This is a genomic window from Streptomyces flavochromogenes, assembly GCF_000717595.1.
In the GTDB taxonomy this organism is placed as follows: domain Bacteria; phylum Actinomycetota; class Actinomycetes; order Streptomycetales; family Streptomycetaceae; genus Streptomyces; species Streptomyces flavochromogenes.
In genome coordinates this window covers 268176-281661 of the sequence record NZ_JNZO01000006.1, presented here as the reverse complement: position 1 = coordinate 281661, position 13486 = coordinate 268176, and the positions used below count along the sequence as shown (strand labels likewise).

The 13486-nt window shown below is 73.4% G+C and carries 13 protein-coding genes; 5 read left to right on the top strand and 8 right to left on the bottom strand.

Features of this window, described 5'->3' with window-relative positions:
• Window positions 1–134: 134 nt before the first annotated feature.
• Window positions 135–1733 (top strand): ABC-F family ATP-binding cassette domain-containing protein, encoded by a 1599-nt coding sequence (locus IF00_RS0108995; protein WP_030316132.1) that lies wholly within the window; start codon window positions 135–137, stop codon window positions 1731–1733.
• Between the two features lie 79 nt (window positions 1734–1812).
• Window positions 1813–2217 (top strand): VOC family protein, encoded by a 405-nt coding sequence (locus tag IF00_RS0108990; protein ID WP_030316130.1) that lies wholly within the window; start codon window positions 1813–1815, stop codon window positions 2215–2217.
• Between the two features lie 85 nt (window positions 2218–2302).
• On the opposite strand, the gene IF00_RS0108985 is transcribed toward IF00_RS0108990, so the two are convergent.
• The 4 genes from IF00_RS0108985 to IF00_RS0108970 all read right to left on the bottom strand — a co-directional run bounded on the left by IF00_RS0108985 (window position 2303) and on the right by IF00_RS0108970 (window position 6248).
• Window positions 2303–3466 carry a methyltransferase gene (locus IF00_RS0108985; RefSeq protein ID WP_030316129.1) on the bottom strand — a complete coding sequence of 388 codons (1164 nt, stop codon included), beginning with the start codon at window positions 3464–3466 and terminating at the stop codon, window positions 2303–2305.
• A 135-nt stretch (window positions 3467–3601) separates the two neighbouring features.
• The gene (locus IF00_RS0108980) at window positions 3602–4177 is read right to left on the bottom strand and encodes a histidine phosphatase family protein (RefSeq protein WP_030316127.1); all 576 of its coding nucleotides are present in this window, start codon (window positions 4175–4177) and stop codon (window positions 3602–3604) included.
• Between the two features lie 69 nt (window positions 4178–4246).
• Entirely contained in the window at window positions 4247–4699 is a 453-nt protein-coding gene (locus IF00_RS0108975) for a GNAT family N-acetyltransferase (protein WP_030316125.1), read from the bottom strand.
• 112 nt (window positions 4700–4811) lie between these two features.
• Complete coding sequence (locus IF00_RS0108970; protein ID WP_030316123.1) at window positions 4812–6248, bottom strand: aminotransferase-like domain-containing protein; 1437 nt, start codon at window positions 6246–6248, stop codon at window positions 4812–4814.
• Between IF00_RS0108970 and IF00_RS0108965 the strand changes: the two genes are divergently transcribed.
• Both IF00_RS0108965 and IF00_RS0108960 read left to right on the top strand, forming a co-directional pair.
• A complete protein-coding gene (locus IF00_RS0108965; protein ID WP_209439742.1) occupies window positions 6247–7284 on the top strand; it encodes a DMT family transporter in 1038 nt (345 codons plus the stop codon). The genes IF00_RS0108970 and IF00_RS0108965 overlap by 2 nt on opposite strands.
• A gap of 143 nt (window positions 7285–7427) precedes the next feature.
• Entirely contained in the window at window positions 7428–7631 is a 204-nt protein-coding gene (locus tag IF00_RS0108960) for a DUF1918 domain-containing protein (protein WP_030316118.1), read from the top strand.
• A 10-nt stretch (window positions 7632–7641) separates the two neighbouring features.
• Here IF00_RS0108960 and IF00_RS0108955 read toward each other — a convergent pair whose 3' ends face one another.
• Complete coding sequence (locus IF00_RS0108955; protein ID WP_209439741.1) at window positions 7642–8928, bottom strand: glycoside hydrolase family 10-like protein; 1287 nt, start codon at window positions 8926–8928, stop codon at window positions 7642–7644.
• A gap of 197 nt (window positions 8929–9125) precedes the next feature.
• Between IF00_RS0108955 and IF00_RS0108950 the strand changes: the two genes are divergently transcribed.
• Window positions 9126–9986: a 3-hydroxybutyryl-CoA dehydrogenase gene (locus IF00_RS0108950; protein ID WP_030316113.1), complete on the top strand. Its 861-nt coding sequence runs from the start codon at window positions 9126–9128 to the stop codon at window positions 9984–9986.
• 125 nt (window positions 9987–10111) lie between these two features.
• Here the strand turns inward: IF00_RS0108950 and IF00_RS0108945 are convergent, their stop codons facing one another.
• From IF00_RS0108945 to IF00_RS0108935, 3 genes are all read right to left on the bottom strand, one after another.
• A complete protein-coding gene (locus IF00_RS0108945; protein WP_030316110.1) occupies window positions 10112–10642 on the bottom strand; it encodes an NUDIX domain-containing protein in 531 nt (176 codons plus the stop codon).
• Window positions 10643–10704: 62 nt separating this feature from the next.
• A complete protein-coding gene (locus IF00_RS0108940) occupies window positions 10705–12045 on the bottom strand; it encodes an NsdA family TPR-like regulatory protein (RefSeq protein ID WP_030316108.1) in 1341 nt (446 codons plus the stop codon).
• 358 nt (window positions 12046–12403) lie between these two features.
• Window positions 12404–13471: a PP2C family protein-serine/threonine phosphatase gene (locus IF00_RS0108935; protein ID WP_030316097.1), complete on the bottom strand. Its 1068-nt coding sequence runs from the start codon at window positions 13469–13471 to the stop codon at window positions 12404–12406.
• Between the last annotated feature and the right edge of the window lie 15 nt (window positions 13472–13486).

Sequence of the window (13486 nt, the reverse complement as noted above, 5' to 3'; positions counted from 1 at the left end):
GCGGGACGAAAGTCCGGTGCGCCGGCACCCCTCCTCCGTTAGCCTCCACACCATGTCAACGCCCCGAATCTCCTAGCTGAGGACACGCACCCACGCCACCCGTGTGCCCTCAAGTCCTTTCGGAGCGTTACCCCATGATCACCGTTCGTGGTGCCGACGTGCGCGTCGGCGCCCGGCTCCTGCTGTCCGGCGTCTCCTTCCACGTCGCGCCCGGCGACCGGATCGGCCTCGTCGGCCGCAACGGCGCCGGCAAGACCACCCTCCTCGACACCCTCGCCGGGCTGCGCGCGCCCGCCGCCGGCACCGTCACCCGTACCGGCTCCGTCGGGCATCTCGCCCAGGACTCGCGGGCCGCCGACCCCACCGCGACCGTCACCGACCGGATCCTCTCCGCCCGTGGCCTCGACCTGGCCGTCCGGCGGCTCGCGGAGGCCGCCCGCCGGCTCGGAGAGGCACTCGACGCGCGGACGCTCGCCGCGTACGACCGCGCCGAGTCCGCCTTCGAGGCGGGCGGCGGCTATGCGGCCGAGGCGGAGGCCGCCCGGGTCGCCGCCGGACTCGGCCTGCCCGCCGAGGTCATGGACCGGCCCGTCGGCCGGCTGTCCGGCGGCCAGAAGCGCCGGGTCGAGCTGGCCAGGATCCTCTTCGCCGGTCACGGCAGGGAGGACACACTCCTGCTCGACGAACCGACCAACCATCTGGACGCCGACTCGATCGGCTGGCTGCGCGGCCACCTCGCCGCCCACCGGGGCGGCCTGGTGCTGATCAGCCATGACGTACGGCTCCTCGCCGACACCGTCAACCGGGTCTTCCACCTCGACCCGGGGCGCGCCGCGCTCGACGTCCACAACACCGGCTGGGAGGTGTACCTCGCCCAGCGGGAGGCCGAGGAGCGGCGGCGGGTGCGCGAGCGCGCCAACGCCGAGCGCAAGGCGGCGGCGCTGCACGCGCAGGCGGACCGCATGAAGTCCCGGGTGGCGACGGCGACGACGGCCCGCAGTATGGCGCGCCGGGCCGACCGGATGCTCGCCGGGCTCGACCCGGCACGGCAGGCCGAACGGGTCGCCCGCATCCGGCTCCCCGAGCCCGCGCCCTGCGGCCGGATGCCGCTGGGCGCGGTCGCGCTCACCAAGGCCTACGGGGTGCGCCCGGTGCTCGACGGGGTGGACCTCGCCGTGGACCGGGGCAGCCGGCTCGTCATCCTCGGCCTCAACGGGGCCGGGAAGACGACCCTGTTGCGGATCCTCGCCGGTCGAGAGACCCCCGACGCCGGGAGGGTCGTGCGCGGGCACGGGCTGCGGCTCGGCTACTTCGCCCAGGAGCACGACACGCTCGATCCGGGCCGTACGGTCCGGGAGAACCTCGCCGACGCGGCTCCGCGGCTGACGGACGGTGAGGTACGGGCGGTCCTGGGCGCGTTCCTGTTCCGGGGCGACGACGCGGACAAGCCGGCCGGGGTGCTCTCCGGCGGCGAGAAGACCCGTCTCGCGCTTGCCGCACTCGTCCACTCGGGGGCGAACGTCCTGCTCCTCGACGAGCCCACGAACAACCTGGACCCCGCCTCCCGCGACGAGGTCCTGGCCGCCGTGGGCACGTACCCGGGCGCGATCGTGATGGTCACGCACGACGAGGAGGCACTCGACGCCCTGCGCCCCGAACGGGTCCTGCTGCTGCCGGACGCGGACGAGGACCTGTGGAGCGAGGAGTACCGGGAGCTGGTGGGTCGGGCCTGACGGCAGGCGGGCGGTCTGCCCGACGGGAGGGCGGGCCGTGCCGGGGTTCACCCGGTGAGGCGTCGCCTAGTCTGACGACATGATCATCGATGCGCGGACCCACGTACGGGTCGCCCGCCCTTCGCGGGATCTGGCCGCCGCCGAGCGGTTCTACGTCGACGGGCTCGGTCTCCAGGTGCAGTGGCGGACCACCGGGCGGGTGCCCGGGAAGCACGACCTGCTCATGGTCGGCCCCAAGGGCGGCGGCTGGCACTTCGAGCTGACCCGTGATCCCGAGCACCCCGTGGAGCCGGCCCCGACGGTCGAGGATCTGTTCGTGGTCTATCTCGGGGCGCCCGTCGAGGAGGAACAGGTGGAGCGGCTGCTCGCCGCCGGCGGCAGGCGGGTGGCCGCGCACAACCCGTACTGGGACGAGTACGGCGTGACCGTCGAGGATCCCGACGGCTATCAGCTCGTCCTGTGCTCGCGCACCTGGGGCGCATGACGAAGGGGCGCGGCCGGAAGGCCGCGCCCCGGTGGCGGGTTCCGTCGGGGGCCGGGCCTTCCGGCCCTGCCCCGGCGGTCGCTCCCTAGGCCTGTCGCACCGCGCGCAGGACGACGAACTTGGAGTCGCTCGCGACCAGTTCACTGTTGCCGAAGATCCGGCGGAGGGTGACGTGGTAGCCGAGGTGACGGTTGCCGATGACCCACAGTTCGCCGCCCGGCCGCAGCGCGCGCCGCGCGTCGGTGAACATCCGGCGAGCCGTGCGGTCGGTGGTGGCCTGGTGGGTGTGGAACGGCGGGTTGTTGAGGACGAGGTCCACCGAGCCGTCGGGCACGTCGGCGAGTCCGTCGCCGACGAGGAACTCGGCCTTGCGCCCGTCGCCCACGTGCGTACGGAAGTTCTCCTCCGCCGAGGCGACCGCCTGGTACGACTCGTCGGTGAAGATCAGTTCCGCGTCGGGTTCGTGCAGCGCGATGGCGAGGCCGACCACGCCGTTGCCGCAGCCGAGGTCGGCGACGCGGACCCGGCCGATGCCGCCGGGCAGGTTCGCGAGGAGGAAGCGGGTGCCGATGTCGAGGCGGTCGGCGCAGAAGACCCCGGCCTGGTTGGTGACGGTCAGACCCGGCAGCCCGGGCGCGGGGGTGTCGGCCGGGAGGTCGTAGCGGTGCGGCCAGGGGTTCGGGCGCGGGGTGACGGCCGGGTCGGGCGTGGTGTGGATCAGCCGCGCCTTCTTCACCGCGAGCGAGGTACGGGTGGTCCCGAGGATCCGCTCGAAGAGCCGCAGCGTGGAGGTGTGGATCTCCTTGACCATGCCCGTGCCGACGACCACGGTGCCCTCGTGCACGGCGGGTGCGAGCCGGTGCAGCTGGTCCTCCAGGAGCGCGAGGCTCTTGGGGACGCGGACGAGGAGGACGTCGATCCGCTCGGGCGGCGGGTCCTGGGTGGTGAGGAGCCGGACGGCGTCCGGGGCGGCACCGGCGCGCGCGAGGTTGGCCCGCGTGGCCTGCCGGCCGAGGTACGAGTCGGAGATCTGGACGAGCTCCCCGGGACCGGCGGCCTGGAGTGCGGTGACGAGGGCTCCCCAGCGGTCGCCGAGGACGGCGACGGTGCCGGACAGATCGGTGCCGTCCTCGGCCAGTCGGCCCAGGAGGTACTCGTCGGACGCGTCCCAGGCGCGCAGCTGATCGCGCGGGTCCTCGGGATAGCGGGTCAGCGTGAAGGCGCCCCATGACGTGGTCAAACGGTTCATCGTGCTCTCAGGCTAGCCGGTCGCGGGCGGACTCTCCCCCCGCCACGTGCGCATCGGTGGCTCCGAGGAGCCGGACCCGTTCGGTCGATGCCGGTCGGCGCCGGGCCGCGCCCCTCGGCGCGGGCCGGGGCCCGCTCAGCGCAGGGCCGCGTCGAGCTGGAGGTGCCAGAGGCCGGGGCGGCCGGTGAGGGTGACGGTGGAGAGGGGGCGGACGTCGACGTTCCAGTACGTGGCGGGGGGTGCCTTCAGGGCGTACACGAGGGCGGCCCGTACGACGGAGGGTTCGGCGACGGCGACGATCTCGCCGTCCTCGGCCGGGCGGGTGTCGAGCCAGTTCCCTATCCGGGTGATGAAGGCGAGGAGGGGTTCGCCGCCGTGCGGGGCGGTACGGGCGTCGGTGAGCCAGGCGTCGACGGCGGCCGGTTCGAGGGCGGCGACCTCGGCGAGGGTCAGGCCGCGCCAGCGGCCCATGTCGCAGTCGCGGAGCGCCGGCTGGGCGAGGGGGGCGAAGCCGAGGGCGGTTCCGGTGGCGCGGCTGCGCGGGGTCGGGGAGCAGTAGCGCAGTTCGGCCGCGCCGAGCGGGATGAGCGCGGGCGCGGCCTGCTGCACCTCGTACCAGCCGGCCTCGTCGAGCGGCCGGTCGTCGTCGAAGCGTTCGGCGAGCAGGGAGGAGCTGCGTGCCGCCGTGACGAGCGTCACCCGAAGACCCATGGGCGCGATCGTGAGGCCGAAGGCTCCGCAGGTCAAGGGGTCATTCCCCGGGGCCGGAGGGGCTCCGGTTCACTGCTGCCCGAGAGCCATCCACTTGTCCGGATTCTGGAGTGGCGTGAAACCGACCTTCTCGTACACACCGTGCGCGTCGGCCGTGGCGAGCATGATGCGGCGCAGTCCGTACGGCGCGAGGTGGTCGCGGACGGCGGCGACGAGCGCCGTGCCGAGGCCGGTGCCGCGGGCCGGGCGGTCGACGTAGACGTCGCAGAGCCAGGCGAAGGTGGCGTAGTCGGTGACGACGCGCGCGTAGGCGGCCATCTCGCCGGTCTCCCGGTCGTAGGCACCGAGGTTGAGCGAGCCCGCGATGGCCCGGTCCTGCTTCTCCCGAGGTCGGCCGTGGGCCCAGTAGGCGTCCGTGGACAGCCAGTGGTGCACCCGGGCCGCGTCGATCCGCGTCGGGTCGGCTGAGATCTCGTACGCCCCGTGCATGACGGGGGTGTCCGTGGCGGCGCTGTCGCTCATGGCCGAAGCGTTCCAGTGACACCGGGGCTTGTCAGGTGAATTTGCCCGGGCCGGGGGGCGCCGGGGTCGCGCGTGCGACCGCCGGCTCCCCCGCGCGGCCCGCCGCCGGTGCTCAGGCGGCGAGCTCGTCGACCGCGGCCCGCAGGCGGCGCACGCCCTCCACGATCTCCGTGGGGCCCGCGACACCCGCGAAACTCAGCCGGATGTGCCCGGCGGGGGGCTCGGCGCAGAAGTACGGGCGGCCCGGGGCCACGGCGACTCCGGCCCGCAGGGCGGCGGCGACCAGGGCCGTCTCCGGAACGTCGTCGGGGAGCCGCAGCCAGAGGTGGTGGCCGCCGTACGGAACGTGCGGCAGGGCGAACGCGGGCAGCTGGTGGGCGAGGGCACCGCTCAGCAGGCCCCGCCGGCCCTTGAGCTCCTGGGCGACGGCCCGCAGATGGCGGTGCCAGGAGGGCGAGCCGACGAGTTCGAGCGCGGCCTCCTGGAACGGCCGGGGGACGAAGAAGCTGTCGACGACCTGGATGGCGCGGAGGCGTTCCAGGACGGGGCCGCGGGCGGCGAGGGCGCCGACCCGCAGGCTCGGCGAGGTGACCTTGGTGAGGGAGCAGACATGGACGACGACACCGTCGGGATCCTCGGCGGCGAGCGGTGCGGGGAGCGGGGGCGCGTCCTCGTGGACGAGCCGGCGGGCGAAGTCGTCCTCGACGACGAAGGCTCCGGCGGCGCGGGCGATACGCAGCACCTTGCGGCGCCGCTCGGGGCCGAGCACCGCCCCGGTGGGGTTCTGGAAGAGCGGCTGGCAGACGAAGACACGGGCGCCGGTGGCGCGGAAGGCCCGTTCGAGGAGTTCGGGGCGGACCCCTTCGGCATCGGCGGGCACGGGAACGGGGCGCAGTCCGGCCGCGCGGGCGACGGCGAGCATGCCCGGGTAGGTCGGCGACTCGACGAGGACGGGGGTACCGGGCGGGGCGAGGGCGCGCAGGGCGGTGGTGATGGCGGACTGGCCGCCGGCGGTGATCAGGAGGTCGGCGGCGGTGACGCTGCCGCCGATCTCGCGGGCGAACCACTCGCGCAGCTCGGGCAGGCCGTCGGTGGGCGGCCTGCCCCAGGCTCCGGGACGGCGTCCGGCGCGGGCGAGGGCGGCGGCGAGGGCCCGCTCCGGCTGGAGGGAGGGGTGGAGGTAGCCGCCGTTGAACTCGACCACTCCGGGAGGCGGGGCGGCCAGGGTGACGAGGACGCCCGAGGCGTCGACGGCACGGGGGACGAGCTCGGTGGCGGTGTCGGCACTGAGGGCGACCTCCTGCCACGAGGTGTCGCCGGTGTCGGGGGTGGCGGCACGCGGCTCGGCACGGAAGGCGCCGGCGCCGGGGCGGGTGACGACGAGCCCCTCGGCGGCGAGCTGCGCGAGGGCGCGGGTGACGGTCACCGGGGAGACCCGATAGCGCTCCACGAGGGCGCGACTCGACGGCAGCTTTCCACCAGGTGAGTAGCGGTTCAGCTCCTCCCTCAAGGAATGTGCCAGTTCCGCGACACTGCTACGCTCACTCATGAGAGCAAAGAATAGCGCTACTGCCGCCCCGACGATAGCGGTCACCGGTGCGGACCGCACCGGCGGCACCGTCAGCGCGGGAAGCACGGTCAGCGCGGGAAGCGTCGGCGGCGCGGGAAGCCCCGGCGCCCCGGTGGCGGCGGACCTCGCCACCGCCACGAGCGGGCGCCTCACCGACCCTCTCCCCCGCGGCACCGTGCTCGCCGCCCTCGGCGTGCTCTCCTTCTCGCTCACGTTCCCGTCGACCGTCTGGGGCCTGGAGAGCTTCGGCCCCTGGTCGCTCGTGGCGGTGCGCTCCACGCTCGCCGCCCTCATCGCGGGCGCGTTCCTCCTCGCCGGCCGGGTGCCGCTGCCGGAACGGCGCCACTGGGCGGGCCTCGCCGTGGTCGCCGGCGGAGTCGTCATCGGCTTCCCGCTCCTGACGACCCTGGCCCTGCGGACCTCCACCACCTCGCACGCCGCCGTCGTCGTCGGCCTGCTGCCGCTCACCACGGCCGCCTTCGCCGCACTGCGGACCAAGCGCCGGCCGTCGCGTACCTTCTGGTTCGCCGCGGTGGCGGGCGCGGTCGTGGTGCTCGCCTTCACGGTCCAGCAGAGCGGCGGGGCCGTGTCGCAGGGCGACCTGTACCTGTTCGGCGCGCTCCTCGTGTGCGCGGCCGGTTACACCGAGGGCGGCCGTCTCGCGCGGCTCATGCCGGGCTGGCACGTCATCGGCTGGGCCCTGATCCTCTGCCTGCCGCTGATGGCCGTCGGCTCGGCCGTGGCGCTGTCCGTGGAGCCGGTCCGTCTCAACGCCCACGGAGTCATCGGCCTGGTCTGGGTCGCGGCCGGGTCCACCTTCTTCGGCCTGTACGTCTGGTACCGGGGCATGGCGTCGATCGGCATCCCCAAGGCGAGCCAGCTGCAGCTCGCCCAGCCGCTCCTCACCCTGGTCTGGTCGGTCGTGCTGCTCGGCGAGACCCTGCCGCTCGCCGCCCCGCTCGCGGCGGTCGCGGTGCTCGTCTGCATCGCGGTGACCCAGCGGGCGAGGAGCTGACGCCGGCCGCCGGCCGACGGAACGCGGGCGACAGTACGGGACCGACGGGACGGCGGTCGGCGCGGCGGATCGGGGCGATCCGGGACACAATGGCAGACATAAGCCCCGAACAGCACGAGCCCGGTCGCGAGGAGGTCACCCCGATGCAGGCGAACGTGGGCGACAAACTGTTGGTGCACGGCCGGACCGTCGGTCACCACGACCGTACGGCCCAGGTCCTTCAGGTACTGGGGGAGAACGGCACGCCCCCGTACCGCGTCAGGTTCGACGACGACGGTCACGAGGCCCTGATGTCTCCCGGCCCCGACACCGTCGTACGCCATCGCCCCGAGGCAGGCGCGAGCTGACCCCTCCGGGTCAGCCCCCTCCCGGCGCCCGGACCCTGGTCGGGTAGTGATCCGCCACCACGGTGGCCATCGCCCCGATCGGGTCCTTCGCGACGTCCAGAGCGGCGAAGAAGCAGTGGCCGCCGACCGCCGGACATGCGGCGGCCAGTTCCAGGTGCCGTGACAGTTCCCCGGGGTCCTGCCAGGCGGCGGGCTGGGCGGGGTCACCCGCCTTGTAGAGCGCCTCGCCGATGTAGAGGCCGACGCCGGTGCCCCGTACCACCTCGTCCCACCAGGGCAACAGCGTGGCGTAGTCGGCGGCGGGCAGACCGACGTGCCAGTACAGCTGAGGTACGACGTAGTCGATCCAGCCCTCCCGGATCCACTTCCGGGTGTCGGCGTAGAGGTCGTCGTAGGTGGCGACGCCTGCCCGGGTGTCCGAGCCCTCCGGATCCTCGGCGATGTTCCGCCAGACCCCGAAGGGGCTGACGCCGAAGGCCACGTGCGGCTTGACGGCCTTGATCCGGACCGCCATCTCGGAGACCAGCAGATCGGTGTTGTTCCGGCGCCAGGACGCCCTGTCGGGGAAGTCGGCGCCGTACCGCGCGTACGTCTCGTCGTCGGCGAACTCCTCCCCGGCCACCGGGTACGGATAGAAGTAGTCGTCCCAGTGGACGGCGTCGATGTCGTAGCGCCGCACAGCGTCCAGCATCGCGTCCTGGGTGAACCGCCGGACCTCGGGCAGCCCGGGGTCGTAGTAGAGCTTCCCGCCGTACGGCAGCACCCACTCGGGGTGGAGCCGGGCCGGATGGCCGGCGACGAGCCGGGTCGGGTCCGTGTGATTCGCCACGCGGTACGGGTTGAACCAGGCGTGGAGTTCGAGCCCCCGCGCATGGGCCTCCTCGACGGCCGTGCCCAGCGGGTCCCAGCCGGGGTCGCGGCCCTGCGTCCCGGTGAGGAACTCCGTCCACGGTTCGTACGGTGAGGGCCAGAGCGCGTCGGCGGCCGGCCTGACCTGGAGGACCACCGCGTTGAGCCGGCACTCGACGGCGGTGTCCAGGTGGGCGAGAAGCTCGGCCCGCTGGGCATCGGCGGTCAGACCGGTACGGGAGGGCCAGTCGCGGTTGAGGACCGTGGCGATCCACACACCCCGGAACCCGGACCGGGCGGCCGGGCTCGCGGGCTCCTCCGGCGCGGTTCCGGCAGCCGTCCCGGCACCCGCCCGCAGCCCCGTGCCCTCACCCGTTCCCGCTTCCGCGCCCGCCACCGCCCCCGCACCCGTCACGGCCAGCGCCGCCCTGGCGGCCGCCCCCGCCACGAAGCCTCTTCTGCCGATAGGCCGCACTTGTACCCCTCTTGTGTCGGATACGTCACACCTACCCGGACAGCATGCCCGCCCCGGACGATCGATCATCGGTTAATGAGCGGTAACGTCGTGGGGTCGAGGCGGACGCACCGGAATCACACGGGCCCCCGCCGCCAGAGAAGAGCGAAAGGCACGAGGTGACGGACTCCATGGCCGACATTGAGCGCGTCGGAGTGGTGGGCTGCGGCCAGATGGGCGCGGGCATCGCAGAGGTGTGTGCCCGGAGCGGCCTTGAGGTGAAGGTCGCCGAGACCACCGGCGAGGCGCTGGAGATCGGCCGCACACGGCTCTACAACTCGCTGTCGAAGGCCGCCGAACGCGGCAAGATCAGCGAGGAGGAGCGGGACGCGACGCTCGCCCGCCTCAGCTTCACCACCGACCTGGGCGAGTTCGCCGACCGCGACCTCGTCATCGAGGCGGTCGTGGAGAACGAGCAGGTCAAGACCGAGATCTTCCAGGTCCTCGACCAGGTGATGACCCGGCCGGACGCCATCCTGGCCTCGAACACCTCCTCGATCCCGCTGGTGAAGCTGGCCGTGGCGACCTCCCGCCCCGACCAGGTCATCGGCATCCACTTCTTCAACCCGGCCCCGGTGCAGAAGCTCGTCGAGCTGATCCCGGCCCTCACCACCTCCGAGGGCACGATCAGCCGGGCCCAGGCCTTCGCGGAGAAGACCCTCGGCAAGCACGCGATCCGCGCGCAGGACCGCTCCGGCTTCGTGGTCAACGCGCTGCTCGTGCCGTACCTGCTCTCCGCGATCCGGATGTTCGAGTCGGGCATCGCGAGCCGCGACGACATCGACAACGGCATGGAGTTCGGCTGCGCCCACCCGATGGGCCCGCTGAAGCTCTCGGACCTGATCGGTCTCGACACGATCGCGTCCATCGCCGACTCGATGTACGCCGAGTTCAAGGAGCCGCTGTACGCCGCTCCCCCGCTGCTCCAGCGCATGGTGGACGCGGGCCGGCTCGGCCGGAAGACGGGCTCGGGCTTCTACCCGTACGCCTGATCTCCCCAGGACACCGGACGGCCCGTACACACGCACAGGTACGGGCCGTCCGGCCTTGCGCGGGTTCCTCGGCCCGACCGCGCCGGCTCAGGCAGGTCGGGCCGGGGCGCATCGGCCCGGCCGCCTCAGCCCAGGCGCAGGTGGTGGAGCATCAGCAGCCCCGCGGCCATGTTCGCGGCCGGGATCTCGCCCCGGGCGATCATGTCGGGGACCTGTTTCAGCGGCACCCAGGCCCGCCGTGAGGACTCGAAGGCGTCCTCGGGCGGTCCGGTGTAGGTGGCCGTCTCCGCCCAGTAGAGGTGGTGGCGGGCGTCGGTGAGGCCGTTGGACGGCTCGACGGTGAGGAGATGGCGCAGCGGCCCCGGCCGCCAGCCGGTCTCCTCCTCCATCTCGCGAGCGGCGGCGGCTTCGATCTCCTCGCCGTCCTCGACGACTCCGGCGGCCAGTTCCCAGCCCCAGCTGTCGGTGATGAAACGATGGCGCCAGAGCATCAGGACTTCGTCGGCCTCGTTGACGGCCGTCGCGACGGCGACCGGGCGAAGCCGGATCAGATAGTGGTCGAGGTGGCGGCCGTCCGGGAGTTCGACGTCCGCGAGGTTCACCTGGAACCAGCGATTCTCATAGACAGAGCGTTCGCTCAGTTTCGTCCACTGCACGTTCTTGCCACCTTCCGACTGGTCGGTGCTTGTTTGGTGGCAATATCGCAGCAGTTAGCGGCTCACAGGGGAACGCGCAGCGCCCCGTCAATGAGCGCCGCCGCCTCCCGGGCATCGCCTCCGCCGCTGGCCAGGAGGTGCTCCCGCACCTGCCGCAGCCGGTCGCGCAGCCGCCGCGACTCCATCCCCCGCGCCCGCTCGGTCATCTCGACGGCCGTCCGCGCCGCCGCGTCGGCCTCCCCCTGGCGCAGCTCGATCTGACACAGCATGGCGAGCCGGTGCACCCGGCCCCGGTCGTGCGACGGCACCCCGACGGCCATCGACGCGTGCTCATGGGCCGCCGTGAGATCACCCAGACTGAGCAGGGCCTCGGCGACCTGGACGTTGACGAGCCCCGGCTGGACATAGCCCGTCTCGGCCGGCTCGTCCCCCGGACTGATCCGATCGGCCGCGGCCTCGGCCCGCCGGATGCAGGCCAGCGCGGCTGCCCCGTCGCCCAGATGCGCGTACGCCTTCGCCTGCATCGCCGTCAGATCGGCGGCGAGCGCCGGGGTGATCTGCCGCCCCGCCGTCCGCAGCGCCGCCTCAGCGAACGCCACCGCCTGCCGGTACTCCCCCATGAACAACGACTGGTTGACGAGGAGCGCGATCACATAGGCGCCGAGCCCCCGGTCCCCGCTCGCCTTCGCGAGCCGCAGCGCCTGGTGGAAGTAGCGCTGGGCGAGACCGTGCGCGTCGGCGTCGTACGCGCAGATGCCGGCCACCGCCACGAGTCCACCGGTGGCGCGGTGCAGTCGCCGACCGAGGGCGTCGCTGTACGAGCCCCGCAGCAGCGGCGCCGTCTCGGCGGTGAGGAAGCCGACGATCCGGGCGCGGGTCGCGATGCCCCCGGTTCTGCGGTACATCTGCTCGTAGTGGGAACGGGCCGCGCTCAGCACCGTGATGTCGGCGGGTGAGACCGACGTCCGGCCGATCCGGGAGACGTCCACGTCCTCCGGCGGGTTCTCCCACTCCCACACGGGCATCACGGCCGGTGTGCCGGTCACGGCGGGTGCGGCGACCACGTGTGGTCGCTGCTGCTCGTCGGACCGCCACAGCGCGGCCGCGCGCTCCACGAACCCGGAGAGCGGTGAACCGACCGCGAGCACGGGCCCGTCGGGCACGCCGAAGCCGATGTCGTCCAGGGTCACCTGCCGGTGCAGCCGGGCGGCGAGCACCTCGCAGATCAGGTCCGGCACCTGGCCGCGCGGCCGCTGGCCCTTCAACCAGCGTGCCACAGCGGTGTGTTCGTAGCGCAGGGTGAGGCCCCTGGCCCGGCCTGCCCGGTTCACATGGGCAGCGAGGCCGGCGTTCGAGACGCCCGCTTCGTCGAGAAGGGCGTCGAGCAAGGTGTTGGGCTGCATGACCGCTCCGGTCGCTCCGGTCCGCTCAGGCCGCTCGGCCGGAGCGCGGTGAACTCAGCGTAGCGGTGGCCGAATTCGTACGGACCGAACCACTGCGGAGAACCTCTTCGAGTCACCCCTCCTTCACGACTACGGGAGGATTTCGCACGGGGTGTGAATGAAGTACTCGTTCTTCCGGTGCGCGTACTCTGCCGCGCTCGTCCCCGTACCGCTTGACTGTGCTTCTCGCCGCAAGGCGATGACCGGGCCGCCGGCTCCCCCCTCAAACAGTGCGGCCGCCCGGTCCGTGTCGCCCGCTCCGCTGATCTGCCCGACACTCCGTGGCGGGGCGGGCGACACCGGTCCCGGCCCCCTCCTCTCAACAGTGGGAGGAGGGGGCGGGCCGGGGGCGGCGCAGCCCGGGTTCGGCGGGCTGCGCCGGCACCCGGACCCGGTCGTTGCGTACGACGAGCAGGGCGACGTCGTCGGTGAGCCGCCCGCCCGTGTGATGCAGCAGGGCGGTGTGGACCTCGCGGACGAGCGCCTCGGGCGCCACGCCGCACATCCCGGCGAGCACGGTGTCGAGCGCGAAGAACCGGCCCCGATGGTCACGGGCCTCCTCGGCGCCGTCGGTGTACAGGACGAGCGTCTCGCCGGGCCTCAACCGGGCCGCGGTGTACGGCGCGAGGGCGGCCGGCAGCGGCAGGACCCCGAGCGGGGGCAGCGGGTCGCCGACGGGAAGCCGCTCCACCGTGCGCCCGAGGCGATACGGGCCGGGGTGGCCGCAGTTGAGCACGGAGAGCCGTCCGTCGGACCGGACCTCCAGGAGCAGCAGGGTCACGAACTCCTCCGCCGCCGGATGCTCGGGCGCCGTCCCGGTCCGCGCCGGGTGCTCGTCCCGGGCCCGCTCCCGAAGATGCCGCTCCAGGGCCCGCTCAAGCCGCCGCAGCACCCCGCCGAGCTCGGCCTCGTCATGCGCGGCCTCACGAAAGCTCCCGAGCACGGCGACCACGGCGCCCAGTGCCGCGAGACCATGACCCCGTACGTCCCCGATGACGATCCGCACCCCGTACGGGGTGGCCACCGCCTCGTACAGATCCCCGCCGACGCACGCGCCCCGGGAGGCGGACAACTGCCCTGCGGCAAGGGCGAGTCCGTCGAGACGGGCGGGCGGCGGACGCAGCAGCACCTGTTGGGTGGCGACGGCGACGGCCCGCACCAGCGCCAGCTCCCGGGCGAGCCCGCGCCGCAGCCCGAGCACGAGCCCGATGCCGACGGTCAGGAAGACGACACTGGTGGCGATCCTCATCGGCAGCCCGGGCTGCCGGGCCAGCGGGCAGCCGAACTTCCACGCCACGGCCACCGCACCCCATGCGGTGGGAAGAGCGAGCGGGGCCAGCCGGCGGAGCCGGGAGCCATCGGAGACCAACGACCTCGTACGGATCATGCACGGCCCTTCCCG

What these genes read in the sequence shown, in the direction of transcription:
- IF00_RS0108995 (WP_030316132.1), top strand. Translation starts at nt 135, where the DNA reads ATGATCACCGTTCGTGGTGCCGACGTGCGCGTCGGCGCCCGGCTCCTG.
- IF00_RS0108990 (WP_030316130.1), top strand. Translation starts at nt 1,813, where the DNA reads ATGATCATCGATGCGCGGACCCACGTACGGGTCGCCCGCCCTTCGCGG.
- IF00_RS0108985 (WP_030316129.1), bottom strand. Translation starts at nt 3,466, where the DNA reads ATGAACCGTTTGACCACGTCATGGGGCGCCTTCACGCTGACCCGCTAT.
- IF00_RS0108980 (WP_030316127.1), bottom strand. Translation starts at nt 4,177, where the DNA reads ATGGGTCTTCGGGTGACGCTCGTCACGGCGGCACGCAGCTCCTCCCTG.
- IF00_RS0108975 (WP_030316125.1), bottom strand. Translation starts at nt 4,699, where the DNA reads ATGAGCGACAGCGCCGCCACGGACACCCCCGTCATGCACGGGGCGTAC.
- IF00_RS0108965 (WP_209439742.1), top strand. Translation starts at nt 6,247, where the DNA reads ATGAGAGCAAAGAATAGCGCTACTGCCGCCCCGACGATAGCGGTCACC.
- IF00_RS0108970 (WP_030316123.1), bottom strand. Translation starts at nt 6,248, where the DNA reads ATGAGTGAGCGTAGCAGTGTCGCGGAACTGGCACATTCCTTGAGGGAG.
- IF00_RS0108960 (WP_030316118.1), top strand. Translation starts at nt 7,428, where the DNA reads ATGCAGGCGAACGTGGGCGACAAACTGTTGGTGCACGGCCGGACCGTC.
- IF00_RS0108950 (WP_030316113.1), top strand. Translation starts at nt 9,126, where the DNA reads ATGGCCGACATTGAGCGCGTCGGAGTGGTGGGCTGCGGCCAGATGGGC.
- IF00_RS0108940 (WP_030316108.1), bottom strand. Translation starts at nt 12,045, where the DNA reads ATGCAGCCCAACACCTTGCTCGACGCCCTTCTCGACGAAGCGGGCGTC.
- IF00_RS0108935 (WP_030316097.1), bottom strand. Translation starts at nt 13,471, where the DNA reads ATGATCCGTACGAGGTCGTTGGTCTCCGATGGCTCCCGGCTCCGCCGG.